At 52.3% G+C, this 25,832-nt stretch carries 26 protein-coding genes; 14 read left to right on the forward strand and 12 right to left on the reverse strand.

All coding sequences use genetic code 11. The features are described from left to right. Positions 1 to 72: 72 nt before the first annotated feature. The gene (locus PsAD37_RS07145) at positions 73 to 1,335 is read left to right on the forward strand and encodes an MFS transporter (protein ID WP_063295547.1); all 1,263 of its coding nucleotides are present in this window, start codon (positions 73 to 75) and stop codon (positions 1,333 to 1,335) included. 107 nt (positions 1,336 to 1,442) lie between these two features. Further along, on the forward strand, positions 1,443 to 2,462 hold the full coding sequence (locus tag PsAD37_RS07150) for an MDR family oxidoreductase (protein ID WP_063295548.1): 1,020 nt from the start codon (positions 1,443 to 1,445) through the stop codon (positions 2,460 to 2,462). A 217-nt stretch (positions 2,463 to 2,679) separates the two neighbouring features. Here the strand turns inward: PsAD37_RS07150 and PsAD37_RS07155 are convergent, their stop codons facing one another. The 5 genes from PsAD37_RS07155 to PsAD37_RS07175 form a co-directional block, all read right to left on the reverse strand. Further along, positions 2,680 to 3,837 (reverse strand): cell wall hydrolase, encoded by a 1,158-nt coding sequence (locus PsAD37_RS07155; RefSeq protein ID WP_063295549.1) that lies wholly within the window; start codon positions 3,835 to 3,837, stop codon positions 2,680 to 2,682. 507 nt (positions 3,838 to 4,344) lie between these two features. Further along, positions 4,345 to 5,370, reverse strand: a complete 1,026-nt coding sequence (locus tag PsAD37_RS07160) for an NAD regulator (protein ID WP_084407680.1) — start codon at positions 5,368 to 5,370, stop codon at positions 4,345 to 4,347. Positions 5,371 to 5,390: 20 nt separating this feature from the next. Continuing rightward, on the reverse strand, positions 5,391 to 5,915 hold the full coding sequence (locus PsAD37_RS07165) for a tyrosine phosphatase family protein (RefSeq protein ID WP_063295550.1): 525 nt from the start codon (positions 5,913 to 5,915) through the stop codon (positions 5,391 to 5,393). After that, a complete protein-coding gene (locus tag PsAD37_RS07170) occupies positions 5,915 to 6,556 on the reverse strand; it encodes a YfbR-like 5'-deoxynucleotidase (RefSeq protein ID WP_063295551.1) in 642 nt (213 codons plus the stop codon). Before PsAD37_RS07170 ends, PsAD37_RS07165 begins: the two co-directional genes overlap by 1 nt. A gap of 150 nt (positions 6,557 to 6,706) precedes the next feature. Next, positions 6,707 to 7,549, reverse strand: a complete 843-nt coding sequence (locus PsAD37_RS07175; RefSeq protein ID WP_063295552.1) for a folate-binding protein YgfZ — start codon at positions 7,547 to 7,549, stop codon at positions 6,707 to 6,709. A gap of 322 nt (positions 7,550 to 7,871) precedes the next feature. Between PsAD37_RS07175 and PsAD37_RS07180 the strand changes: the two genes are divergently transcribed. Both PsAD37_RS07180 and PsAD37_RS07185 read left to right on the forward strand, forming a co-directional pair. Continuing rightward, a complete protein-coding gene (locus PsAD37_RS07180) occupies positions 7,872 to 9,134 on the forward strand; it encodes a DUF3419 family protein (protein ID WP_063295604.1) in 1,263 nt (420 codons plus the stop codon). A gap of 28 nt (positions 9,135 to 9,162) precedes the next feature. After that, positions 9,163 to 9,903 (forward strand): class I SAM-dependent methyltransferase, encoded by a 741-nt coding sequence (locus PsAD37_RS07185; RefSeq protein ID WP_057464874.1) that lies wholly within the window; start codon positions 9,163 to 9,165, stop codon positions 9,901 to 9,903. A 64-nt stretch (positions 9,904 to 9,967) separates the two neighbouring features. Here the strand turns inward: PsAD37_RS07185 and PsAD37_RS07190 are convergent, their stop codons facing one another. Then, complete coding sequence (locus PsAD37_RS07190; RefSeq protein WP_208981731.1) at positions 9,968 to 10,633, reverse strand: hypothetical protein; 666 nt, start codon at positions 10,631 to 10,633, stop codon at positions 9,968 to 9,970. Between the two features lie 170 nt (positions 10,634 to 10,803). Here PsAD37_RS07190 and PsAD37_RS07195 point away from each other — a divergent pair, with 170 nt between their 5' ends. Next, positions 10,804 to 11,436 carry a LysE family translocator gene (locus tag PsAD37_RS07195; RefSeq protein WP_208991746.1) on the forward strand — a complete coding sequence of 211 codons (633 nt, stop codon included), beginning with the start codon at positions 10,804 to 10,806 and terminating at the stop codon, positions 11,434 to 11,436. Between the two features lie 106 nt (positions 11,437 to 11,542). Here the strand turns inward: PsAD37_RS07195 and PsAD37_RS07200 are convergent, their stop codons facing one another. From PsAD37_RS07200 to PsAD37_RS07215, 4 genes are all read right to left on the reverse strand, one after another. Continuing rightward, on the reverse strand, positions 11,543 to 11,818 hold the full coding sequence (locus PsAD37_RS07200) for a hypothetical protein (protein WP_014284380.1): 276 nt from the start codon (positions 11,816 to 11,818) through the stop codon (positions 11,543 to 11,545). Positions 11,819 to 12,081: 263 nt separating this feature from the next. Continuing rightward, positions 12,082 to 12,561 (reverse strand): TIGR02301 family protein, encoded by a 480-nt coding sequence (locus tag PsAD37_RS07205; protein ID WP_057464876.1) that lies wholly within the window; start codon positions 12,559 to 12,561, stop codon positions 12,082 to 12,084. Between the two features lie 232 nt (positions 12,562 to 12,793). Continuing rightward, a complete protein-coding gene (locus tag PsAD37_RS07210; protein WP_063287262.1) occupies positions 12,794 to 13,207 on the reverse strand; it encodes an NUDIX hydrolase in 414 nt (137 codons plus the stop codon). Beyond that, entirely contained in the window at positions 13,204 to 13,713 is a 510-nt protein-coding gene (locus PsAD37_RS07215) for a hypothetical protein (RefSeq protein WP_057464878.1), read from the reverse strand. The genes PsAD37_RS07210 and PsAD37_RS07215 overlap by 4 nt, the downstream gene beginning before the upstream one ends. A gap of 86 nt (positions 13,714 to 13,799) precedes the next feature. Here PsAD37_RS07215 and PsAD37_RS07220 point away from each other — a divergent pair, with 86 nt between their 5' ends. After that, positions 13,800 to 14,567 carry an SOS response-associated peptidase gene (locus PsAD37_RS07220; RefSeq protein WP_063293784.1) on the forward strand — a complete coding sequence of 256 codons (768 nt, stop codon included), beginning with the start codon at positions 13,800 to 13,802 and terminating at the stop codon, positions 14,565 to 14,567. 52 nt (positions 14,568 to 14,619) lie between these two features. Next, positions 14,620 to 15,393 (forward strand): 3-oxoacyl-ACP reductase FabG, encoded by a 774-nt coding sequence (fabG, locus tag PsAD37_RS07225; protein ID WP_063295553.1) that lies wholly within the window; start codon positions 14,620 to 14,622, stop codon positions 15,391 to 15,393. 3 nt (positions 15,394 to 15,396) lie between these two features. Here fabG and PsAD37_RS07230 read toward each other — a convergent pair whose 3' ends face one another. Then, positions 15,397 to 16,809, reverse strand: coding sequence for an FAD-binding oxidoreductase (locus PsAD37_RS07230; RefSeq protein WP_063295554.1), 1,413 nt, complete (start codon positions 16,807 to 16,809; stop codon positions 15,397 to 15,399). Positions 16,810 to 16,983: 174 nt separating this feature from the next. On the opposite strand from PsAD37_RS07230, the gene fabI reads away from it, so the two are divergent. From fabI to PsAD37_RS07265, 7 genes are all read left to right on the forward strand, one after another. Continuing rightward, entirely contained in the window at positions 16,984 to 17,796 is an 813-nt protein-coding gene (gene fabI / locus PsAD37_RS07235) for an enoyl-ACP reductase FabI (RefSeq protein WP_063295555.1), read from the forward strand. Positions 17,797 to 17,994: 198 nt separating this feature from the next. Further along, positions 17,995 to 18,621 carry a histidine phosphatase family protein gene (locus PsAD37_RS07240; RefSeq protein ID WP_063295556.1) on the forward strand — a complete coding sequence of 209 codons (627 nt, stop codon included), beginning with the start codon at positions 17,995 to 17,997 and terminating at the stop codon, positions 18,619 to 18,621. A gap of 342 nt (positions 18,622 to 18,963) precedes the next feature. Continuing rightward, positions 18,964 to 20,283, forward strand: coding sequence for a hypothetical protein (locus PsAD37_RS07245; protein WP_063295557.1), 1,320 nt, complete (start codon positions 18,964 to 18,966; stop codon positions 20,281 to 20,283). 355 nt (positions 20,284 to 20,638) lie between these two features. Next, the gene (gene aroC / locus PsAD37_RS07250) at positions 20,639 to 21,730 is read left to right on the forward strand and encodes a chorismate synthase (RefSeq protein WP_057464885.1); all 1,092 of its coding nucleotides are present in this window, start codon (positions 20,639 to 20,641) and stop codon (positions 21,728 to 21,730) included. Positions 21,731 to 22,688: 958 nt separating this feature from the next. Further along, a complete protein-coding gene (ribB, locus tag PsAD37_RS07255; RefSeq protein ID WP_063295558.1) occupies positions 22,689 to 24,008 on the forward strand; it encodes a 3,4-dihydroxy-2-butanone-4-phosphate synthase in 1,320 nt (439 codons plus the stop codon). 39 nt (positions 24,009 to 24,047) lie between these two features. Further along, complete coding sequence (locus PsAD37_RS07260; protein ID WP_208991747.1) at positions 24,048 to 24,596, forward strand: hypothetical protein; 549 nt, start codon at positions 24,048 to 24,050, stop codon at positions 24,594 to 24,596. Between the two features lie 155 nt (positions 24,597 to 24,751). Continuing rightward, entirely contained in the window at positions 24,752 to 25,489 is a 738-nt protein-coding gene (locus PsAD37_RS07265) for a trans-aconitate 2-methyltransferase (protein ID WP_063295560.1), read from the forward strand. Between the two features lie 21 nt (positions 25,490 to 25,510). On the opposite strand, the gene PsAD37_RS07270 is transcribed toward PsAD37_RS07265, so the two are convergent. Then, positions 25,511 to 25,801, reverse strand: coding sequence for a DUF1330 domain-containing protein (locus PsAD37_RS07270; protein WP_063295561.1), 291 nt, complete (start codon positions 25,799 to 25,801; stop codon positions 25,511 to 25,513). Between the last annotated feature and the right edge of the window lie 31 nt (positions 25,802 to 25,832).

Below are 25,832 nucleotides of genomic sequence, written 5' to 3' on the forward strand. Positions count from 1 at the left end.
TCAGCGAAAAACGGACACCATTGGTCCAGCGTCTGGTCGAAACTCTCTGCCGGATGCAGGAAAGGAAATTGCATGTCTCAAGCGACCCAGGTCGAGAACCAATCCTCTGTCCGGCGCGGCCCTAATGTCCCGCTCCTTATTATCAGCGGATGTATCATCGGCATTCTCTCGTTTGGACCACGGGCAACTCTGGGCTTGTTCCTGACGCCTATGTCCTCAGAGTTTGGTTGGGGCAGGGATGTGTTTGCCTTTGCGCTGGCACTTCAAAACCTCGTTTGGGGCGTTGCACAGCCTTTCGCTGGTATGATGGCAGATAAATTCGGCACAGGAAGAACTCTGGTACTCGGCGCGATCATCTACGCCATCGGCCTTTATCTTATGAGCCTGTCAGACACGCCACTCTTGTTGCAGGTCTCCGCAGGTGTTTTGATCGGTCTGGGTGTCGCCTTCACATCCTTCTCGCTTGTTCTGGCAGCCTTCGCCCGGTCTGTTCAGCCCAAATATCACGGTATCGCCTTTGGTATGGGTACAGCTGCCAGCTCCTTCGGCCAGTTTCTCTTTGCACCGCTGGGCCTGGGCCTGATCGAAAACTATGGCTGGTCCAGCGCACTGATCTATATGGCAGCTGTCGTCGCCATCGTGCCCCTGTTCGCTTATATCCTGCGTGGCCGTTCCGCAGCTCCAGCTGCTGGCAGCTCTGCCAACCCGCAGGACAACATGACCCTGTCTCAGACATTGGGTCTGGCCTTCAAAACCAGAGACTACATCCTGCTGGTCTTCGGCTTTTTCGTCTGCGGCTTCCACGTGGCTTTCATCACCGTGCACATGCCGACCTTCATTGTGGATCAGGGCTTTGATGTCTCCGTCGGTGCCTGGGCGCTGGCTTTGATCGGCCTGTTCAACATTGTTGGGTCCATGTCCTCCGGTGTGTTGGGGTCTCGTGTGCCGAAGCAGTATCTGCTCTCCTTCATCTATCTGGCCCGCGCCATCGCAATCACGCTTTACATCACACTACCAATCTCAGAGATGTCGACACTGATCTTCGCAGCCACCATGGGCATTCTGTGGCTCTCCACCGTTCCGCCAACTTCAGGGCTCGTCGCTGTCATGTTTGGCCCGCGTTATATGGGAACGCTGTTCGGCATCGTGTTCTTCTCTCACCAGATTGGCTCCTTCCTGGGAGTGTATCTGGGCGGTGTGCTTTATGAGCGCAGCGGCAACTACGATGCCATCTGGTGGCTCGGAATCGCACTCGGTATTTTCGCGGCCATCGTGCACTGGCCAATCCGTGAACAGTCTGCCACAGCAGGGCGTCTGGTAGCTAAGCCTGCGTAAGACGCCTATTGGGTGAACTAGCTAGGTTTGTCAGTGTGTTACACCGGAATATTGCCTAGCGTTATTTTCTTGCCTTATGGCCTTCCTTCTGCCAGCTTTCATGCAACATGAATTGGCGAGAAGGATTGGCCATGAGCGAGTTTGATGCCCTTTGGATTGAAGCAGATGAAAGCGGCCGTAAGCCACTGCCTGCCAAATGGAACAAGGTGACCGTTGATCAGCTCTCTGCAGGAGACGTGACGGTCAAAGTCACGCACACCACCATCAACTACAAAGATGGGATGGCCCTCGCAGGCGCACCGGGCATCACCCGCAAGTTCCCCATGGTGCCGGGTATTGATGTGGTTGGCGAAGTGCTCACCAGTCAAAGCGACCGCTTCAAACCGGGCGATCAGGTTCTCCTCAACGGCTACGGTGTCGGTGAAGTTCACACCGGCGCCTACGCGCAAGTCGCCCGCTTGAAGTCTGAATGCGTTCTGCATCGCCCGGAAGAAATCTCAGCCGCCCGTGCAGCCGCCATTGGCACCGCAGGTTACACAGCCATGCTCTGTGTGATGGCGCTGGAGAAATACGGCCTGACACCGGATCACGGTCCGATCGCGGTCTCTGGTGCATCCGGTGGTGTTGGATCAGTTGCAATCAGCCTGCTCTCTAAACTCGGCTTCGAAACCATCGCCTTCACAGGGCGCACCGAGGAAGCTGACTTCCTCAAAGGCCTCGGCGCAACAGAAGTGCTCGATCGAGCTGAGCTGGTTGAAAAAGGCAAACCACTTGGCAAAGAACGCTGGGCTGGCGCGGTTGATGTTGCGGGCAACCACACACTTGCAAACCTGCTGGCACAGACCAACTACGGCGGCGCTGTTGCTGCGTGTGGTCTTGCTCAGGGCATGGATCTTCCAGCATCCGTCATGCCATTCATCCTACGCGGTGTTGCTCTGCTCGGCGTGGATTCCGTAATGGCGCCAATGGCTCTTCGCGAACAGGCTTATCGCCGTCTTGTGCAAGATCTTGACCTCGCCAAGCTGGACACCCTGTCAGAGACCATCAAACTGGCAGATGTCGAAGAACGTGCCGCCAAGCTTCTAAAAGGGCAGGTGCGCGGACGCACAATCGTGGAAGTCGAGTAAAGCAGGCACACTCTTCTAGAGCGCATTCCGTTTGATTGGATCTAATCCAGCGGCACGAATTCGCTCCAGCAAGGATGTGAGCGCGCGTTCTGTAAATGTAAATGAACGCGTCGTGCTCTTAAGGCAAAAAGAAACCCCGCATCAGCCAATCGCTGGTGCGGGGTTAAATATTGGAGCGGTCAGGCCACCAAAATTCTCTCACATATGAGGTCGTGGATTAGCTCCAGCCACCTCGATAGGTCTTGTAGAAGATGTGCTTACCAATGCGCTTTTTACGCTGCATGGTCGGTGCCCAGTTCGGGTGAACATAAGTTGCATGGTAATGAGTGGAGGCGTCCACAGCTGGAATGCTCACTTCACCCTTTACGATTTGCTGCGCGATCTTCTTCGCTTTGGCCCATGGACCAGCTTCAGTCACACGCTCAGGAATGCCATCGCAGGCGAAGGAGAACTGGCAGGCGTTCTTCATGCCTTTGTTCTGATAAACTACACCGCACACCGTGTTCGGGTAAGCCGGGTTTTTCAGACGGTTGAGAACAACCTGCGCAACGGCAATCTGCCCCTCACGTGGTTCACTGCGCGCTTCAAAATAGATCGCCTCAGCCAGACAGCGCATTTCTTTCTTGGATTTTCTCACAGAGCTCGGCAACTGGCGCATGTACCACCAGTGCGGATTGGTCTCTGAAGTAGAGGCCAGCTCTTTGTCTGAAAGTCTTGGCTTGCCGGAAGGCGTAATCGAAACTTTAGGCTTGCTCAACAGCGCATCAAACGGTGCTTTGTTGGTTTGCGGTGTTGCTGGAGCATAAGCGGTTGCCAAAGCAATTTCGTTTTGCTTGGCGATGGAAAGCGTCGCTGGCTTAACTGTCTTCTGCGCAATCTGTTTGCGAGCTGCCAGTGCTGCACGGCGCGCTGCCTTGCCAAGTGGTGACGTGTCGGCCTGCCCATTGTTGTCGGCAAGTCCAGCCAGCGCATCTCCGCCGTAATGGCCGTTGAAAGCCATTTGCGGGAGCTGGGAAACAAATCTGTCGGAGCTCTTCGGTTTGCCTGCATTTTGAATGAAAGCCACAACACGGCTCGGCAGAGTAGTGACGAGCATATCACTCTTACCGGTGCGGTTCACCGCATGGCGCTGTGGAGTTTTCTTCTCAGGAGCTACGAAGTACTTTGCAAATTTCTGACTATCCCGTGCGGAGACAGATTGCATCCATCGCGGCGTTTCCTCGTCGAGGTTTCCGGTCAGTGCCGGAATATCCTGCAACGCAACTGGAGATGCAGCAAAGGTTCCAACTGCAAGCCCTGCAGCTAGAATAGGGTACCTAAAGTACATGAGGACAGCACGGCGTCCTGCATTCTTCTTCATCCCATGGCCCGACATACGCAATCTACTCCAAATCAACGCCCAAAAACTCAGCGCCTCTCACTCCCTGAAAAGGGAATCCAAACTCTGAGATCGACAGGATGAAGAAGCCCGATAAAACACTCCCGCCCGTCAATTTTCCGGATGAGTGCATTTTTCGCTTTTAACCTTGATATAAAGTTAAGCCCGCCAAAACCCCAGTTATTCTGCCACAGTTCACGCCGCTGACAGCCAGCATATGGTTAATATGCAGGAACGGTACTCACCAAAAAACTAGGGCTATTTCATGTCTGGGTGGATTTTTCAGTTGGCCAAAAATCATAGGAAACAAAAGGCTTCATGCAGGAAATGACACCTGTGATATCTTGGCGTGGCTGTAGGATATCAACACAATCAAAATCTTAACAAGATTAACCATAAGGCTCCCTGTTAAATCCACAACTCCGTTTTTCCTATGAATTTTTGCCGAGAAAAAACTCAAAAAAATTGTAGATAACCTTACGTCATTTAAGGCGAAAATGTGAATCAGAGCAAACTAACGCGTAATCCCGGGGCCGGGCGCTCTTTCAAAATGTCTCTTCTGAACCGGTAAAGAGCTGCTGGACGCCCGCCCGTCGCGGTTGAAGTTCTGCCCGTCTGCTTAACCAGTTGTCCCGTTTCCACCAAACGGCGGAAGTTCTGTTTGTGAATATGCCGGCCAGAAATCGCCTCTACCGTCTGCTGCAGATCGGTCAGGGTAAATTCAGGTGGCATCAATTCGAAGACAACGGGCCGATACTTCAGTTTTGCCCGCAACCGGGAAAGTGCCGTTGCCAGAATACGGCGGTGATCATGGGCAAGGCCCTCGCCAAGGTCTGGCAAGGTGCTGCGTTCCAGCGCAGTTGGCTGCTTATCGCGCAAGGCCTCACGCATAAGACCAGAGCCATAAAGCAACTCGTAACGGTCCAAAACGCGTTCCTCATCCCATTTCAAAGAGCCCACACCAAAGGCGAGCTGGTAACGATCTTTCCGGCTCAGCTCATGGTAAGTCTTGGCATCATCATCCGGGGCCTTGCTGAAGGTCTCCATACTGGGATGAATAGTCTCTTCCAGCATCTTCGGCTGACCGCCACGCCAGTCTTCCCAGGGAAAAAAGTCATACCAGGGACGCCAGCGAGCACCTTGTCTGGCAAGCAGCCGTTCAGATTCTGGTGTCTGACGCGTCAATGCCAGATAGCCGACAGAAACCATATGCGGCTCACCAATCCGCGCCAGAGAATATCTGTCGCGGTCACCAAAGGTGTAAAGCTGTTCCACATGGCCAATATGAAGGGCGGTCTGTTCTTCAACAAACGCACGCAAACCCAGCTCAAAGGTGCGGTGTACGCGTGGGTCAAACGGGCCGGAAGGCAGGCCAGACAACTCGTCAGGCACTTTTTGCGGCACAGTCAGCACAAAGGGCACTTTGTCTTTTACGGAAACAATGACAGCACTCAGACCAATGCCAAGCTGGACAGGCTCCATGTCAGCACCGCGTTGGGCTGCATTTCCTGTTTCCACTGCATTGCTCATCAATGTTTGCTCCGTATCCGTCATGCCAGTTCAACAAGTGCGGCAGGATCAAGCGAGAACAGGTTGCCCTCAAAAGTCTCTGCACCACGACCAAGCTCGATGATTGATTGTATCATGCGCCCATTTCGCTGCAAAAGAGTGTCTGCCAAAGAGATAAGCAGCGGGTTGGGTGTGGCTACAGGAGAAACCTTGCGCAAATGTTGGGCCAGCGCACGTTCATCCGTATCCGGCATAATCGCACAGGCAATGATGTAGGCAGCAGCTGTAGACCGGCTGACACCGGCCCAGCAATGCACCAGCAAACAGCCGTTACATGCAGCATCGCGGGAAAAATCCAGCAGTTGCTCTACATGCGTCGCATTGGGGGCAAGCAGACCTTCACGTGCTTCAGTAATGTCGTTGAACTCCAGCACCAGATGGTGAGCAGGCTTTGTCTCAGAAGGCAAGATCACCTCTGTTCCCGGAGAAACGAGAGAGAGCACATGGCTCGGCCTTGCTGAGGTCAACGTGTCTTCCAGCTTGGAAAGTGGACAGACATGCAGCATCAGCGGCCTCCAACTCTTTTGCGAGCGTCATCAAGCTCAGCAAACCGGGCCAGAAAGACCTCTTGCGCATCCTTGGTTGGCAGCGGCTCAATGCTTGCTGCCAAGGCGTCCAGTTGCTCTGCTGTAACCTTTGCAGGCTTACCAAAAATTTTGTCAGCTTCGTCCTTGCTAAAGCCTGCCAGATGGATTGCTTCCAGATAGGCACTGATAATGTCAGCCTTCTTGGCAAGCTTGGCAATGCTGACTGGCAAGTCGGGGGGCAGGTTGAACGCCCTGTGAATGGCATGGTGCAGCCGCTCTTCAACGGCCTTGTAGGTGCCACCCATCACGTTCTTGAAAGGGGAGATCATATCTCCGATCACATACTCAGGCGCGTCATGCAGCAAGACTGCCATACGCCATTGAATATCAAGATCAGGCTTGAGCATCAGCGCAATCTCTTCCACCACCACGCAGTGCTGGGCAACAGAGAACGCATGATCTCCAATTGTCTGCCCATTCCACCGTGCAACGCGCGCAAGGCCGTGCGCTATATCAGAGAGTTCCACATCCAACGGAGACGGATCAAGAAGATTAAGTCGTCTGCCAGAAAGCATCCGCTGCCAGGCACGGGGGGAAGATGAGGAAAGCTCTGCACACATTAGTCAATCAAGCCAGTCGTCAAGGTTAAGGTGGTGTCTACAGTGTATCTCCGAAAAGTGGAAACCGGTTTTCGGATAAAGATACGCAAAACAAAGGCTAAAGCAGTTCATGTGTTCCAGCTTAAATGCGAACTGCTTTAGCTGTATCTCTTAATCAGATGAAGGCCAGTTGAAACTTGCCCATTCTTGAATGGAAGGGGTGAGGGGAACACCATCACATGTCAGCGATACACCTGCATCCATCGCAGTTTTCACACGGTCCAGTCTCAGCAGGGCGAGCCCATCGGTATCTTGCGAAGACCCCAATGTTCCAACGCTCTTCTCTCCAGCCAAAACATCGCTACCAGCGGCAGGAAGAGCACTTTCAGCGGAAACTTTGATGATACGCTTGCGGGCGGTTCCGCGGTGCTTCATGCGGGAAACAACTTCCTGCCCGATAAAGCAACCTTTGGAGAAAGCCACTCCATTGAGACTGTCCATGTCCGTATCATGCGGAAAGACGTCTGCCAGCTGAAAGTCCAGCCCACTCTGCGGAATGCCAAGTTTGATGCGGTGCGCATGATAGTCAGCTTCTGAGGCAGTCTCTGCAACTTCGCCGGAGGAAACATAACGAACACCCATGTCAGCATGGCGAGGATCGCGCGGTTTATCCGCTGGCAAATCATCTCCCCAGTCTGCGATCACATGCATGGTCTCATCAGCAGGTTCCACAGTCACCTTGGCGCGAAGCTTATAAAAACCAAGACGCTTGGCAAACGCATCAAGTTCATCAGCGCTCACATCAATCAGGAAACCGCCTGTACTCTCATCTGCAAACACAATGAAGTCCCAGAGGATCTTTCCCTGAGGCGTAAGAAGAGCACCAAATGCGCTGGAGGTCGCACTAATCTCGCTGATGTCACAGCTCACGAGATTTTGCAGAAACTCCTTGGCATCTTCGCCAAAAACCTTCACGAGCCGACGCGAAGTGAGAATGGTACGTTGTGATGCCATGGGTCCGTCCTTCCAATGAATAAAACAACAAGAGTGTTTCATAACCCATCAGCTATGCGCACACCACGGAAAAAGAATAGTTTCTGTGGGTGACGAGGGAACTCCTCGCCTGCGCCCTGACACCTGCATGCGGGAGGAAAAACGCAAAATATGAGGCAGGTAAATAGAAATGTAAGTGCACTGAGTTGTTTACCGGAACATTCCAGTATTGCCGCGTTTTCAATATCTTTCTGCAATTACAATCAATGTTTCGACGTCGCAAAACTGTCGTGTGCGTGAACTAACTCTTTCTCTCGATTGATTTCAGTTCTTGATTCTGGAGATGCACGTGACATCAACTATCAGGCAGTCAAAGAAACGTTTGGATCGTGCAGTACATCGTTCAAAACTGATCTCCATAGAAGGCGCGTTGGAGCGTCTGTTCACCTTCGCATTTAAGGGACTGGTTTATCCGCAGATCTGGGAGGATCCAGAGGTGGATATGCAGGCACTGCAACTCAAGCCAGATTCCAAAATGGTGACAATTGCCTCTGGTGGCTGCAATGTCATGTCTTATCTCACCGCAAACCCGCAAGAGATTACGGCGGTCGATCTCAACCGCGCGCATGTGGCTTTGAACCGCCTGAAATTGACCGCGCTGGAAGAGTTCCCCGATTACGAGACGTTCTATCGGTTCTTCGGTGAGGCTGATGAAAAAGCCAATATTGCCGCCTATGAGAAGTATCTGAAGCCCGCCATTGATCCTGAAACCATGGCCTACTGGGAAGGGCGGGACATGACAGCGTGGGGCCGCAAGCGCATCACCCTGTTCTCACGAGACCTCTACCATCACGGCATGCTCGGCTACTTCATTGGTCTTGGTCACTTCCTTGCAAAAATTTACGGCGTTGACCTGCGCAAAATGGCAGACGCACGTGACCTGAACGAACAGCGGTCATATTTCGACAAGGTTCTGGCACCGCTGTTCGATAAACGCCTGATCCGCTGGGCGACCTCTAAAAAGATGTCGCTCTATGGCCTCGGCATCCCCCCGGCACAATATGAGAGCCTCGCCGCAGAAGGCGGTGGCAACATGGCAGGCGTTCTCAAACAACGCCTGGAAAAGCTGGCCTGCGACTTTCCGATGGAAGACAACTACTTCGCCTGGCAAGCTTTCACCCGCGGATACGCGCCCTCTCAAACACACAATGGAACCGGTCTTTCCGGCCCTTTGCCACCCTATCTGAAGCCGCAACACTTCCCGGAAATTCGGAAAAGAGCCTCTCATGTGCGCGTTGTTAATCGGTCTTTCACAGAGCATCTGGATAATCAGGATGCAAACAGCCTTGATGCCTACGTCCTGCTCGATGCGCAGGACTGGATGACAGACAGGCAGCTGAACGATCTATGGGCAGGAATATCCCGAACGGCACGGCAAGGAGCGCGCGTCATCTTCAGAACGGCTGGTGAGCCAAGCATTCTGCCGGGGCGGGTCAATAACGAAATACTGGGGCAGTGGACCTATGAGGCGGCTGAAAGTGTACGCCTCAACAAGCTGGACCGCTCCTCTATCTACGGTGGTTTCCACCTCTACATCTATAACTGAACAAGAATAAGCATGTGAGGGAAGTGAAATGGCGAATGTAAAGTCCTCAGCCTCACTGATGGATAAAATCTATAAGAACCAACGGCATTTTTATGATCTGACCAGAAAGCATTACCTTCTTGGCCGGGATCATTTGATCAAACATTTGGCAGCACCGCGTGGCAGCACAGTGCTGGAGCTCGGCTGCGGCACTGGTCGCAATCTGATTGAGGCAGCAAGAGCTTACCCGACCTGCCAGTTCTTTGGCGTCGATATCTCAGCAGAAATGCTGAAGACCGCAGAGGCCAACATTCACAAAGCGGACCTGTCTCACCGGATTCATCTGGCTCAGGGTGATGCAACGAGCTTTGATCCGTTCGAAAAATTCGGCATCGACACATTTGACCGTGTCTTCCTGTCCTACTGCGTCTCAATGATCCCGCCATGGGAAGACGCTCTGCGCAACGGCACAAAGCTTCTGGCAAAAGGTGGCCAGTTGTCTGTTGTTGATTTTGGTCAGCAGGAAAAACTGCCCGGCTTGTTCAAGCTGATGCTCAAGAAGTGGCTCGGCAGGTTCCATGTTTTACCGCGTGAGAACTTTCACGAAGTCATGAAAGGGCTGGCCGACGACAACAGAGCCAAACTGCGGTTCCTGCCTCTGTACCGTGGTTATGCCTACTACGCGGAACTCGACAGCAGCTTTTACACCCGCTTCATGGAAAAGCCTGAGCAGATGGACCTGCTGAAAGCGGAAAACGAAAGCCACCGCGAAATCCGCAAGGCGGGGTAACTGAGCAAAGAAAAGCCCACCAGAGCATCTGATGGGCTTTCATCAATCGGTCATTGAAGACAACTTAGTCTCCGGCAATAAAGCTCCGCACATCCCCATCCTTGGAAATGCCAAGGCGATAGAAGGTCCATGCGCCATAATCCAGCATCTCAAAGTAATCGGCTGCAGTGACGATCTGGTACATCTCAACCTTCTGCGAAGGCGTCAGATCATGCAAAGGGTAGCGGGCAAAATAAGGCCAGATGTAAGTCTCTTCTTCCGTTCCCTCATTGAGCCGCAAATATCCGGCTGTCACAATATCCAGTAGGATCGCAAGGATCTCGTGCCCTTCACCATCACCAGAGCTGTCTTTCAAAAAGCTGACCGGATCGCGCACAGGTGTGAACGAGAGTTCTGGTGGTTGCTCCTGCTTTGCAAACAAAGGTGCCAACGCAGCAACATTGCCACTGCGAGCAATCTTGATCAGCGTCGCACGGGTTGCTCTGACAGCCTCCGGCAATTCTGTATCGTCATAAAAGACGTCCAGCTTTGGCAACGGAGGTTCCTCTGCAAACTCACTGTCCAGCGCATCTTCACTGCTGGTATCTCTGTTGAAACCTTCATCAAGCAGAGGAAATTGTTCAGCCTTGGGGCGTTGGATGCGAATCGTTTCGGTCTTGATTGCCTGTGTTGCAGCCATAGCCGGAGCTGTAGTGCAAAGTAACCCTATGATGAGTAGGCGAAAATACATGAAGTGCTCCGAAACGGATAAGAGGCGCGTGCTTTGCCCTTAGTTTAAGGGCTTGTTGGGAATCAAGGAAGAAACGGACCCTAACCTATGCACAAGCTAGAGAGCCTTTAGAAAATTTATAGGAAGATCTGACAGGTCTTCTGCGCAGTTGGGAAGTATGGATTAAAGCGTTGAATATTGAACTCTTCATTACAGGCATGATTATCGGGCTCGTCACGTCTGCTCCGATTGGCCCTGTAAACGTGTTGGCGATTAGGAGGGCAGTGCACTACGGCTTCCTTCCAGGCCTTATTGCAGGCTTCGGGGCAGTTCTGGCCGATGGTGTATTTGCAACCGCTGCTGCCTTTGGTGTGACGGCAATATCGGAGTTCGTTGAACGCCACGAGTTCTATATCCAGACGATAGGCGGGTTTCTTCTGATCATCTTCGGCATCGTCGTGTTCCGGTCTCACCCACATTTAAAGGGTGGCAGCGATGGTGGTCCAACGATTTGGCGTGGGATGATTGTCTCTTTCGCCATGACTGTGACCAACCCAGGAGCAATTCTTGGCTTTATCGCTATTTTCGGCTCACTGGGAGAGCATGCGCCCGAGAAGGGGGACTATGTCGGCGCTCTGGCGCTCGTGCTGGGCGTGTTGAGTGGTGCTCTTCTATGGTGGGCTTGCCTGTCAGCGCTTGTGTCCAAGCTGCGAAACCGCATGAATGACAACTGGCTTTCCACCATCAACCACGGGGCAGGCATTATCCTGCTGCTCTTTGCAGCGCTCATCCTTGCCATGGTTGCAAGTGATTTGATTTTCTAGAGCGCGGTGCGTGAATGCAAATAAACGCTACGTGCTCTAACACACCGGACCGGAATCAAAAAAGCCCCGATCAATCGGGGCTCTTTGAAAAACAGCAGTGCTGAAATTAGTGCAGACGACGTTCCAAAGAGTAGTCACCGCGCTCAACGCGCTGTGGCAATTCCTGCGCAAATTTGGAAACAGCTTCTTCTCCATAAAGAGAAACCAGATCCATCATTGCTGAGAACAGCGCTGCATGCGCAAGAGCTGTACTGTCGATGCCGTGGGAAAGACCATCCTCCCAAGCTTCCTGAATGAAGCTTAGAGCCAGTCGGCGGATGTCTGCATCAGATGCATCGATCTCTTCTGTGAATTCGCCGGCGATAGCGTCGTCCTTGATCATGCTGGCTCTCATGTCCCTCTATGTGCTGCTTCTTGTTATTTGCCGTTACATGTAACGGGCAAACGAAAACAAATGAAGCGTCGCATGCCTTATCTGTTAAACGGAAGTTAACACGCAAAACGGCAGGAACAACCGACTCACTGATGTTTTGGTAAACTCGTCCAGAGCTTCTGTAAGTTATGGTTAATATTTGTGGCGAAGCCGAGTTATCCAAAAAACACGCAATAATTGTCTGTGGAAAACGGTTGCAACCGGCTTTTCTATCAATCGCGGCTGTACTTGCCCGTTACTTCTTGGGTGATAATTACACCTTCATCGGCGAATCTGCGAGAGGCTTCAACAGCCGCCGGAGTGCAGGTTTGATAGACCGATGCGAACCCCCGATAGCTCTGATTAAACCGCTCAACAAGACGCCGGCGTCTCAGCTCGTTCTGCACTTCTGCACCCAGCAAGGAGTACATGCGCTGACGCCATTCATCTGCTTCATCATGCCCACAAAGCGGGCGTAAATAATGGAGGGCGCCAAGTATTTCTGAGAGGCGAATAAGCTGTTGCTCGTAGGGAGGTTCTTTCAACTCTGGCTGTACAGGTTGACCCGGAGATTGCGGGGAGCTCTGAGCAAATGCAGCAGGGGCCGCCGCAACACTCAAAAGCATCAGACCAAGGCAAATCCCCCGGCCTGTCGGCCAGGCAGGTTTCGCAAAATTACGTGTCCAAGCTTTAAGTCTTGCAATGTCAGTCAAGCTACATCCCACAGCATGCTGGTTGCTTCAGATTCTGTAAGGATGGCCGTCTCCCGGCACTCTGTCCACTATGGAACCTTGGGGATTTCCGGTTTTCCCTTGTTGCACAGCAGGCTGCAGGACTGATGCTTGTGCGTATTCTAAAAAAGTAGTTCCGGTTTTCGGATAAGAACACGTGTAAAAATTAAGAAGTCAGAGCTTGAGGCGTCAATGTAAATGCACAGGTTCTGCTCTAACTACATCTTAGAAGATTTAGAATGTGCTGTTGCATGCCGGGCGCGAGAGGCAGGTTCATAGCCTCCTCCCAAGTGTACCATCCCAGTTCAGCAGCATCAGAGCGTGCTTCCTCCTCACCTTTGACCTGCGTACAGCGAAAGACATGGATGCGATATTGCTCCTTGCAGTCTTCCGCAGAAGGGTAGGACACTGTCCATTCCTTCAGGTCTGAGGCGCACAAAGATGTTTCTTCTTTAAACTCTCTTTGTGCGGCATCCTTAAGGTTTTCACTGGGAAGAACCTTACCGCCAGGAAAACTCCAGAGGCCTTTGGAGGGCGACTGGGCTCGTTTTACGAGCAGAACTTTTTCGTTCTGCACACAGGCAACACTGGTTGCCTCAATGTATTCCGGAATAATTTTTTTGCTCATGAGAACAGGGCGTCAACATCCGCTTGCGTGCTTTCCTCAGTGCTGATTGTCTCATCCGGCAGATGTCCATGGATGATTGACCCGGCTTGCGAAAGCAGGGGCCTGATGACGGTAACGGCTTTATCCTGAACGATTTGCAGCAGTTCACCTGTTACTTCAGCGGAGCCTAGCATTTTTTGTAAGGAGATAACTTCCTGATCAACTTCGCCAATACACTTCTCCAGAGCATTCCGCAGCGGCAAATCAACAGCTCCGTATGCACGGATAGCCAATTCTTTTGCTGAGAATTTAGAGGCACTGAAATGTGTGATATAGTCAGCGGGTTCCCAGGCCAGAACATCTTCTGCGCAATCGGGAATATCAGGAAGCATTTCAAGAAGCATAACAACCTCATTGAAATGATTAAGATAGTCAGTTGCAAGGCCCGTGGATGGATTGATGTTTGCATGCGTCAAAAGCTCAGGAGAAAGTTCTCCTACGCCGATTTTATCGCAGTACATATCCATTGCAGCCTCCCAGCTTCCTATCTGTCGCGCGGAACCTATCTCTCGATTGGTTGCAATTTTACTAAAATGCGAACAGAGTAATCTGCATGTGTGGTAGATATAGCCTGTCAGCGTCTCCGGAAGAAGTCAAAGCGTTGTTTGATTATATCGAACAGCCAAATTTTCCACCGAGATACAACATAGCACCGACTCAGCCAATTGCACTCGTAAAACACGAAAATGGTGGGCGCCACTTTGGGTTAGCACGATGGGGCCTGGTCCCGTCATGGGTCAAAGACCCAGCAAGTTTCACGCTTTTGCTCAATGCCAGAGCCGAAACTTTGGAGGAGAAACCCTCGTTTCGTGCAGCGGTGCGTCACCGTAGATGCTTGATACCTGCAAACGGTTTTTACGAGTGGCAACGCAAAGGTGCGGCAAAGCAGCCCTATTGGATTGCCCCAGCGGATGGACGCCTTCTGGCCTTCGCTGGCCTGTGGGAAACTTATTCCCATCCTGATGGCGGAGACATTGATACCGCTGCTGTAATCACCGTCGAGTCGAATATGACGGTGAAACCGGTTCACCACCGGATGCCCGCAATCATCGCGCCGGAGCATTTTGACGACTGGTTGAGCAACGGCACAATCATGGCTCGAGACGCTATAAAGCTCTTACAACCTGCAGATGAGGGGCTGTTAATCACCACGCCTGTTTCAACGCGGGTGAACAGCGTCGCCAATGATGACCCGTCCTTGTGGGAACGGGAGGTCATTCCAGTTCCTCCTGAGCCAGTCAAAACACCTGCCAAGCCAAAACCTCAAAAGAAGGTTGCAGGCGGCTCTTCAAGAAACAACGGGCAGTTAGACTTGTTTTAGCCTCTGAGCAACATACTGGACACCAACATGATGAGACGATGAGGGATCAAGCATGCTGGCGTCGCTTAAAGGTAAATCTGTCATTGTGACGGGTGGTTCTCGAGGGATCGGCTTGGGCATCTCACTGGCTTTTGCTCGCGCCGGAGCCTTTGTCACCATAGCAGCGCGCGGAGAAGAAGCTGGCGCCAACGCTGTGGAGGAAATCGCACTGGCTGGCGGGGCAGGGCAATTCCTTCAGTGTGATGTCACCCAGTGGCAAGCGGTAAAGGCCATGGTCGATGAGACCACAGAAGAAAACGGGCTGGACATTATATGCGCCAACGCAGGCATCTTCCCCAAGCAGACGATTGAGGAGATGGAGCCCGAGCATTGGGATCATGTGCTTGATACAAACTTGCGCTCCTCCTTCTACTGCGTAAAGGCAGCGCTCCCGCATATGAAACAAGCAGGGCACGGGCGGATTATCCTTACCTCGTCAATAACGGGCCCAATTACAGGGGATGCAGGCTGGTCTCATTATGCAGCCTCCAAAGCGGGGCAACTGGGCCTCATGCGAACAGCTGCCTTGGAGTTGGCCCCGCACAAGATCACAGTGAACTCGGTTCTGCCCGGCAATATCAGGACAGAAGCGCTGGATGATCTCGGTGATGAGTATCTGAAGAAGATGGGGCAGACTATTCCACTTGGCCGATTGGGTGCGCCACAAGACGTAGCAAGTGCTGTGCTCTTCCTCGCCAGCGAGGAGGCAGGCTACATCACCGGACAGCAGATTGTCGTTGATGGAGGACAGGTGCTCCCGGAAGGACTGGAAGCACCTGAACAGTAATGTCTAGAGAACACGGCCCGGATTGAACATGTTCGTCGGGTCGAGAGCCTTCTTAACAGAGCGCATCATGTTCATCTCTGTGGCGCTCTTTACCTCTGCCAGCAAATCACGCTTCAAAATGCCGATGCCATGCTCTGCAGAGATTGAGCCGTTGTAACTGGCAACAATCCCATGCACGACACGGTTCACATCATCCCATTTCGCAAGATACTCGGCTTTATCGGCATCCTTCGGCTGGGTGATGTTAAAATGGATATTGCCGTCGCCCATATGGCCAAACGGAACCGGACGACATCCCGGCACAGCCTCTTTAACAGCGGCGATCGCTTCTTCCAGAAACTCGGGAACCTTTGCAACAGGCACAGAGACATCGTGCTTGATGGATCCGCCCTCAAATTTCTGTGCCTCAGAAAGCCCATGCCGCAATCGCCAGAAGTCAGCAGCCTGCGCTTTACTCTGCGCCAGCAATCCATCGCGCAAGAGTTCGGCCTCAAAAGCCTCGGTGAAGATAGTCTCTGTCAGGCTGGCAATGTCGATATCTTTTGTACCCGCCGAGATCTCGATGAGCACATACCATGGATGCTGCTCTTCGAACGGATAGCGCGACAGTTCCATATGCTCACAAACGAACTGCATGCCAGTCTGTGGCATCAACTCAAATCCGGTAAGCATGTTCCCGGCGTGACTTTTTGCCAATGAAAACAGTGAAAGTGCCTTAGCAGGCGAATCTAGCGCGACCAGAGCCACCTCTACCGACGCCGGAGCTGGGTATAATTTGAGGCTGGCACCCGTAATGATCCCCAAAGTGCCCTCTGAGCCGATAAATAATTGTTTCAAATCGTAACCGGTATTGTCTTTGCGCAGGGTCCGAAGCCCTTCCCAGACCTCACCATTTGCGAGTACAACTTCGAGCCCGAGAACAAGATCTCGTGTGTTTCCATAGGACAGGACGGCAGTGCCTCCGGCGTTGGTTGCAATGTTGCCGCCAATCTCACAGGAACCTTGCGAAGCGAGCGTCAAAGGGAACAATCGATCATGCTTTTCAGCCGCATCATGAACAGCCTGCAGCGTAACGCCTGCATCTGCTACCATCGTATAACCTTCAGGGTCGATGTGGCGAATTTTATTTAATCTAGAAAGGGATAGCACGATTTCGCTACCATCTGGATTGGGGATTTGCCCCCCAACCAAACCCGTGTTGCCACCCTGTGGAACCACAGTGAGACCGTGCTGAGCCGCAAGCTTCACGCACTCTGCAACCTCTGATGTGGAACCGGGCCGCAGCACCATGGGAGTGGCGCCTCGAAATTTGTCCCTCCACTCAACAAGAAATGGGGCCTTGTCATGGTCGCTGACAAGCACATTTGCGTCCCCAATGATCTTTTGAAACGCGTTCACCAAATTTGGAATAGTCATGTTTCCGTCGCAGTGTTGGAAGTTGATCTGGCTCTAACTATCAGATAATGGGAGCGCAAGAACACGTCCATGTCTGATTGGACTTTTTTCGACGGCTTGAAGCCAAATGAACAGTATGCCATAGCATTTTGGGGCTGTTCACTAGATTAAGTGATATTCACTCAGGAGAAAAACATGGCAGAAGCGCAAGGATTGATGGCCGGCAAACGTGGTCTCATCATGGGACTGGCCAACAATCGGTCCATCGCTTGGGGTATTGCAACAGCACTACACGATGCCGGAGCTGAAATCGCACTCACCTATCAGGGTGAAGCGCTGAAGAAGCGTGTTGAACCATTAGCAGAAAAGCTCGATGCACTTGTTGTAGGTGATTGTGACGTTACGAACGAAGCAAGCATTGATGCAGCATTTGAAGTTCTGGAGCAAAAATGGGGCAAGATCGACTTCGTCATTCATGCGATCGCTTTCTCTGATAAAGAAGAACTGACTGGCCGTTATCTGGATACCAGCGCAGACAACTTTGCAAAGACAATGCAGATTTCCTGCTACTCGCTGGCATCCATTGCCCGCCGTGCAGAAAAGCTGATGACCGAAGGTGGTTCCATTGTAACTCTCACCTACTACGGTGCTGAGAAGGTCATGCCAAACTACAACGTCATGGGCGTTGCAAAGGCTGCATTGGAAGCAAGCGTCAAGTACCTCGCAGTTGATCTTGGTCCTAAGAAGATCCGCGTGAACGCGATTTCTGCAGGTCCGATAAAAACACTGGCAGCAGCTGGTATCGGCGATTTCCGTTACATCCTCAAATGGAACGAGTACAACGCACCGCTGCGTGAAACCGTAACCATCAATGACGTTGGAAACTCCGCTCTCTACCTCACATCCGACCTGTCCCGCTCTGTCACTGGTGAAACTCACCACGTTGACAGCGGCTACCATGTGGTTGGTATGAAGGCAGTAGACGCCCCGGATATCTCCGTCGTCTAAATTGCTTCAGCAATTAGGTTTGAGAAAAGGCGCTTCTTGGAGCGCCTTTTTTGCGCTTGAGAGGCTGGTAAAGGTACATATGACTTAAATCAAGAATGTGTGCATAACTGTTGTTTTCTAACGAGGAATGACACATGTACCTCGTAAGAAGCCGCTACAAATCGGTTGCCGACTAATCTCCTACAGAAGGCCCATGGAATGACTGGCTCGTTGATGCCCCTTGCGAAAACCACACCAACTCCGCTTTTGTATGTCCGTCACGGACAAACAGACTGGAACCTGGAAGGGCGTATGCAGGGCGGTCAGGATATTCCGCTCAACGACACCGGTCGCAAGCAGGCCCGGCGCAACGGTATGGTGATGAAGGATTTTCTCCCAGACCTTGGCAAGACCGCAGATGATTTCATCTTTGTCAGCTCACCAATGATCCGCGCGCGCGAGACCATGGAAATTCTGCGCAAGGAAATGGGGCTGGATCCGACCGATTACAAAGTGGATGACCGTCTTCGTGAAATCACATTTGGCAATGTGGAGGGAATGACCGTTCCTGAAATGATGATCAAGCGTCCCGAAGTGGTTCGTATGCGGCGTGAAGATAAATGGGGCTATGTGCATCCCGAAGGCGAGAGCTACAAAATGGTCTCTGACCGCATCGCCGAATGGATGTCTGAGCAAAAAGACCCCATGATCATCGTCGCGCACGGCGTAGTCATGCGCGTTCTGCGCGGCCTGCTCTGTGGCTACGCTCCTGCTGAAATCCCGGATCTGGAGACGCCACAAGATCAGTTCCTTCTTTGGAGAGACGGTTCCGAGGCGTGGATCTAAGTTCACAACAATCCGGATACACTCAGCTGCATTCCGATCAACGGACGTACCAATGCACGCTCTCACGTCCAGCGCTGTACCAAGCCTTTAAGATTGGGGGCTTACAACGCAATTCTTGGTCGTTAAATTGATCAGGTTTTTGCGTCAGCGACAAACTGTGACACATAAAGTGAATACTACAGCAAAGGCAGTCCACGACATTTTGGAGTGCTTTGCTACAATCTGCATAAAGACCAGCTAAACAGGCTACCTAAATCAGTTGTAACTCGTTATTTTTAGGCAACAAGAGCAGAACGCTCACCTATGAAATCTCGACACTCTTAAACTTTTTGGAAGATCTTGATGAAGACGTCTCGACCACTCAAGGCAATCAGCAGCAATACCGTTTTTGGAGAGGGCGATGTCTTCGTACTCTTCGGCGAACTTTTTGGTCGCGGATATGCGACTGGCTTGATCGATCAGGCAAAGGCAACCGGGATGACTGTGATCGGCATTACTGTCGGTCGTCCGGATGAAAACAACAAGCCACGCGCCCTGACACCAGAAGAGCTGGCAGAAGCCGAAGCCAATCTGGGCGGCAAAATCATCAACGTACCTCTGCGTGCGGGTTTTGAACTGGACGCACCTGAAGGCACAGCGACACCGACTGATCTGGTCAACGAAATGACCATTAAAGATTGGCAGGATCACAAGCTCGACTGGGATCATGTTGAGATCTGCCGCGGTCTTGGCTCCAGCCGGTTTAAAGGCGCTCTTGCTCAGGTCATGGAACAGCTGGATACCATGATCCCAGCGGGTAAGAACGTCTTCTTCGCCCACACAATGGCAGGCGGTATTCCGCGTGCAAAAGTGTTTATGGCAATCGCGAACCGCATCTACAAAGGCCGCGGTGCACGCTACATGCCATCTCAGTCTCTTATCGAGAGTGATCTGGGCAAGCTGATCCTTAAAAACTTCGAGGAAGTAACTGCAAACAGCTTCGGTTACCTGCTGGAAGCCAGTAAGACGCTCCGCGACCGCGTGGAAGCAGCTGGCGGCGAAGTGCGCTACACTGCGTATGGCTATCACGGCACCCGCATCCTGATCGAGGATGAGTATCGCTGGCAGACTTACACAAACTACACGCAGGGCTACGCTAAAATGGCTCTGGAGAACTTTGCTGAAAGCGCGTGGAAAGACGGCGTGAAGGCAACAGTGTTCAACTGCCCTGAGATCCGCACCAACTCTTCAGACGTGTTTGCTGGCATCGAGCTGTCACTCTTGCCACTGCTGCAAGCTTTCAAGAAAGAAGGCGGCGGCGCATGGGTGGATGCACTCTGGCAGAAGTGCGAAGGCATGCTCAAGCCTGAAGCGTCTCTGGAAGAGGTTCTGCAAAAGGTATCCGATTATCAGACCAGTGAGGCAATGCAGCCATTCTACAACTTCGAAGCTTGGCCAATGCCAAACTCAGCGGAGCAGGTAGACAAGACTGTTGGTACCTCGCAGGAAATCGTGGATATGCATAGTGAACGCAATGTTCTGGTTAGCGATGAGCTTAGCCAGCATGTTGTTGCAGCAACTGGCATGCTCATGTTTGGCGAAGCCAGCCAGCCAGCCGGCCCGGCTCTTTGGCTCGACCATGACTTGGTTGCAAAAAGACTTATTCAGGAACACGGCGCCTAAGGTTTATCCAAGGCCAGCGTTCTGAATGAAAAGTTTGAATGAATGAGAAAAACCCGAGGACGTGCCCAACGCGTTGCTCGGGTTTTTTGCATGAAATGGAGCTTACGCATTAAAGTGGGGGTGTCTGAATGTGCATTTCACGCCTTGAGATTTCCCATTTCCAGACCTGCAACTGGGAACAAGCCTAAATCCAGCTTGTTCATTCGGGAAAATTACGCAAGTGCTGCAAGGCTCTCAATTGACCTGCCGTCGGAACCCACCTAAAACCACTGTAATTCTCAGAGCGCGTTCCGTTTGATTGAAGAGAGTCAGCCGGACAGGACGTGCTCATGCTCTAAAAGTGAACTGCTAGAACATGTCCCACAACACCTTTGGTCATCTGTTTCGCGTAACAACATGGGGCGAAAGCCACGGACCAGCGCTTGGCTGCGTCGTCGATGGTTGTCCGCCTCTGCTTCCAATCACAGCAGAAGAGATTCAGGTGTATCTGGACCAGCGCAAGCCGGGGCAAAACAAGTTTACCACCCAGCGCCGTGAACCAGATCAGGTCAAAATTCTCTCTGGTGTGATGGTGGATGAAGACGGCGTACAACGTACGACCGGTACGCCCATCTCCCTGATGATCGAGAACACTGATCAGCGCTCCAAGGATTACTCCGAAATCAAAGAGCGCTACCGTCCGGGCCACGCAGATTACGCCTACGATGCCAAATATGGTATCCGCGACTATCGCGGCGGTGGACGTTCATCAGCACGCGAAACAGCGTCCCGCGTGGCTGCGGGTGGTTTGGCGCGCAAAGTCATTCCAAACATCCTGATCCGCGGCGCTCTGGTCCAGATGGGCCCGCATAAGATCAATCGCGACAACTGGGATTGGAACGAAGTGGGCAACAATCCATTCTTTTGCCCGGATGCGGAAGCTGCCAAGTTCTTCGAAGAATACCTCGATGGGATCCGCAAGGAGGGCTCTTCAATTGGGGCCGTGATTGAAGTAGTCGCAGAACATGTACCAGTGGGTCTTGGTGCCCCGCTTTACGGCAAGCTGGATCAAGACCTCGCATCAGCCATGATGTCCATCAACGCTGTGAAGGGTGTTGAGATCGGCAACGGTTTTGAAGCTGCATGTTTGACTGGTGAAGAGAACGCTGACGAAATGCGTATGGGCGAAGATGGCAAGCCTGACTTCCTGTCCAACCAAGCAGGTGGCGTGCTGGGCGGTATCTCTTCCGGTGCGCCGGTTGTGGTCCGCTTTGCTGTAAAGCCAACCTCTTCCATCCTGACACCACGCAAATCCATCACCCGCAGTGGGGAAGAGGTCGACGTGATGACCAAAGGTCGTCACGACCCTTGCGTTGGCATCCGCGCAGTTCCGGTTGGAGAAGCCATGATGGCCTGTGTTCTGGCTGACCATGTCCTGCGTGACAGAGGCCAGTGCGGCGAACGCTAGAGCGTGTTCCGTTTGATTGGATGCAATCAAACGACAAGAATTCGCTCCACCAAAGGTGTTAGAGCCCGGTGCGTGAATGTAAATGAACGCGACGTGCGCTAAGATTCTATTCAACCTCTGATTTCATTCTTATTGAAAAGGCGCTGGCAAAACCGGCGCCTTTTTTACTACGGGCAATAGCAAATACATCGCAGCTGTGAGATGTTGCCTGTCTTCAAGCATGTGGCCGTCTCCAAAAAACTTATTCCCCTTCTGGGTTCCTCCCATACTCTGAACCTATGCCTACGTAACGGGCTGCTGGCGGAGCGACCGTCAGTTTGTCGTAGGTTGGGCGGGGCTTCTGGAAGACGTAACGCACCTTTCAGTGGTCCGGTGAACCGAACTTCAAACGTGACCGCATGGTTTGAGGGGAAGGGCCCAGGACTATAGGGTATCACGCGGCGACGGATACAAGAGCACCGGCAGGGGAACCCGCTTTTGCGAAGGTATCAGTCAAAGACGGAGGAACTGTTCGGGCATGGAAACGTGTCTGGATAAGCCACTGTCTTTTCAGGAAACTGACTATCGTGCCTTATAGGCAAAAGAGGCGACGCTGTTCATTATAAAAAGCCCGGGCAAGGCGTGTAGCCAATGCCGAAGAAACTAACTTAACAAACAGCGCAGGTATTGCCTGCCGCCTTGCTCATCCCGACTATCGGGAACTCTGGTTCAACACTGCATGGAAGGCCATGTGGTGCTTTAAGTGCTTCTTTGATCAGTTTGCGAACTCGGGGCAGGCCCAATGCATGCAATCGAGCGTGTTCGCACAAAGCCGCAAACCGTTTATTCACCTCAAGATCACCCACAGATACGACCTAGGTAGAAAGCGGTAAGCTTTTTTCGATTTGCCCCTTGATTTCCGAGTTCAAAAGCGCGATTTCAGTATCACTGAAAATTGCAAGGCCAAGGGGCTAGGATTATGCGCTTGACTGAATGGTTAGAAGACGCTGCTGAAAGCAGGAGTGCCTTTGCACGCCGCGCTGGTTTGTCTCCTGCATCTGTAACGGCTCTGTGCAACGACCCAAGCGCGTGGATTTCTCGAGAAATGGCCCAAAAAATCGCTGAAGCGACGGGCCATCAGGTGACCCCCAACGATTTTCTCGGACTAAAAGAAAACAAGGAGTACGTCGTGTCTCAAACAAGAGTAGCCGAAGCCCTGCGCGCTTTCGAAAACGGCGAGATGGTTGTTGTAACCGACGATGATGATCGCGAAAACGAAGGTGATCTCATTGTAGCAGCCAACATGATCACCCCTGAGCAGATGGCATTCATCATCCGTCACACCTCCGGGATCGTGTGTGCTCCAATGACGCTCAAAGAAGCAAAGCGCCTGCACCTTGAGCCGATGGTCGCCAACAATGACGCTCCACTGGCAACTGCATTCACCGTCTCCGTTGACTATGCGCCAGGCCTGACAACAGGCATTTCAGCTGAGCAGCGCTGTGCAACAGTTCGTGGCCTTGCCAATCCAAATGCTGGCGCAGCTGATTTCGTCCGTCCGGGTCACATCTTCCCATTGGTCGCAAAAGAGGGCGGCGTCCTCATGCGCTCCGGTCACACAGAAGCAGCGGTAGACCTGTGTAAGCTGACTGGCCTGCCGGAAGTTGGCGTCATCAGTGAGCTGGTGAATGATGATGGCACTGTAAAGCGCGGTGAGCAGGTTGAAGACTTCGCCCGTGAGCATAACCTGAAAATGGTTTCTGTCGCGGATCTCATTGCATGGCGTCAGCGTCATGAAAACCTTGTGAGCCGTATCGACGAGTTCGACGTAGAGACCACAGCAGGCAAAGCACGTGCCATCGTGTATTCTACTCCGTTCGACAATGTTGGCCACTTGGCGCTGGTTTACGGCGACGTGCGTGATGGTCAGGATATTCCGGTCAGGCTCCATCTGGAAAACGTTCTGGATGATGTGTTTGGGCAAACCAAACCTCTGGAAGCAATCATGGAAGACTTTGCGGAACGAGGCCGAGGCATTATTGTTTACCTGCGTGAAGGTGCGGTAGGCGTCGCAAGCAAGTCCAACCGTCATCGTGATAACCTGGAAGCTGCTGAGCATGAGCAGCACGATTCCGCTCAAGGCCGGTCTGAGGACTGGCGCGAAGTTGGTCTCGGTGCACAGATCCTGAAAGATCTAGGAGCCAACTCTATCCGGGTTATTGCATCGCGTGAGCGCCACTATGTTGGCCTAGAAGGCTTCGGCTTGAAAGTTGAAGCAACAGAAACTCCGGCGGACTAATAAACAGGCCCCCGGCGCAATATGGAAAGTGGCGGGGGCATGTCTCAGTTTGATCTTGATCCATGGCAGGAAGAGCAAAGCTCGGCTGAACCATTCACACTGGGCTATCGAAAAGGGACGGGCGAGCCCGTTGTCTACGGCAGCCTGCTGCTCGGGGCAGCTCTTCTTGGTACGGGCATTGTAAGCGGTTCACTGATCCCTGCATTGGCATCACTACCCGTTTTTCTCAGCGTTCACTGGCATTACCCTTTCGTCGATAAACGCCCTCAAATCGCAGCCAATGAGACCGGGCTCTATCTGGAAAGGCTTGGCGTTCTGCGCTGGTCAGCAATTGCTGAGCTTTCCCTTTACAAAACAGCTGTCCGCACCATGGAATTCAACCAACTGCACATCAAACTCAAAGGTCCGATTGACGACTGCCTCGTAAAGCGAGAGCCCCAGTCTATGCCGCGACGGGCCATGAGAAAGAACTGGCGCTTGAAGCAAGCCAAGTCGAACGCACCAGTACTTGAAGTGGATTTACATCTCCTTGCGTGTGACCCTGAGATCCTCTTGCAAAAAACTAGACAGTTCTGGCGGGGCCAATGATGTTTCTCTGCAACACTGATCTATAAACAATCATTGGGCAGATTAAATACCTCAGAATTCTTTGTTTAGCCGCAAATCCGCTTATCCTGTTACAAGACGTTAACACTCTTAACCTAACTTTTATTAGGAAGGACAGCACCCGGAAGGCAATTATCATGCAGCTGAACCGCACGGAGACAAAGGGAAACACATGCAGCTTTACCAGTCTGGATAAGGATTGGGGGGCCGATGATGATTATCTTTTCAACTTCGCTTGCACGCCAGGTGGAAGCGTTTTGCAAATTGCCTGCGGCACAGGTGCACTGTCCAACGCGCTGTCCAGACAAGGTGTAGACACTGTTGGTGTTGACCGAAATCCGAAGAAAATCGCACAAGCCGTGAAACGGTCTGAGACGGTAACGTGGTTGGAAGCAGATGCCCGAACGGTGCACCTCAATCAGAAATTTGACCGCATTATCATCACTGGCAATGCTTTCCAGGCCTTTGCAACCAATACGGATCAGATTCTCGTTCTCCAAACCATCGCTGCTCATCTGAAACCAAATGGCAAATTCGCCTTCGGCATGGAAAACCCGAAAGCACGCCCATGGGAGAAGTGGGGCCAGAAAGGCAAACCTCTTTTGGTACGCTCAGTTGAAGGGCAAAGAGTGTCGCTGTGGCAGGATACAGCCGGGCCAGACAAAAACGGTCTCGTGTCCATGCAAACCCACTACGACAGCGATGGTCAGCATTACTCCAGAAACAACATGCGCCGCTTCGTGCATCGCGATCATATCCGCGACCTGTTGGAAGCCGTTGGCCTGCGCGCAACAGCTTCCTATGGGGACTGGTCAGCACTCAACCTGAATGATGCTGCACCTTTCATTATCGTCAGCGGTGGCCTGAGCACCTAACGCTCCTCAGGCTCCCAGAACTTACACCCCATCAATAATCGTCAGGCTACACTTAGCAGCACCATGACGGATCTTGGCAACAGGGGCATACTCCGGACAGTTCAAAAACGCCTGCGCCTTTTCCATATTTGGAAACTCCACAATGACGAGACGGTGTGGTATCCATAAATCATTCTCAACCACATCCATATCACCGCCACGTGCCCTGTAGATGCCGCCGAAGCTCTCAGCAATCGGGCGAGCCTGGGCCTTGTAATCCTCATAGGCGATGGGATCTTCAATTTTTGTATCAACAATGACGTAAGCTGGCATATACTTCTCCTGTAATTGGAAAAGAGCCTAC

This window comes from Pseudovibrio sp. Ad37 (genome assembly GCF_001623075.1).
In the GTDB taxonomy this organism is placed as follows: Bacteria; Pseudomonadota; Alphaproteobacteria; order Rhizobiales; family Stappiaceae; genus Pseudovibrio.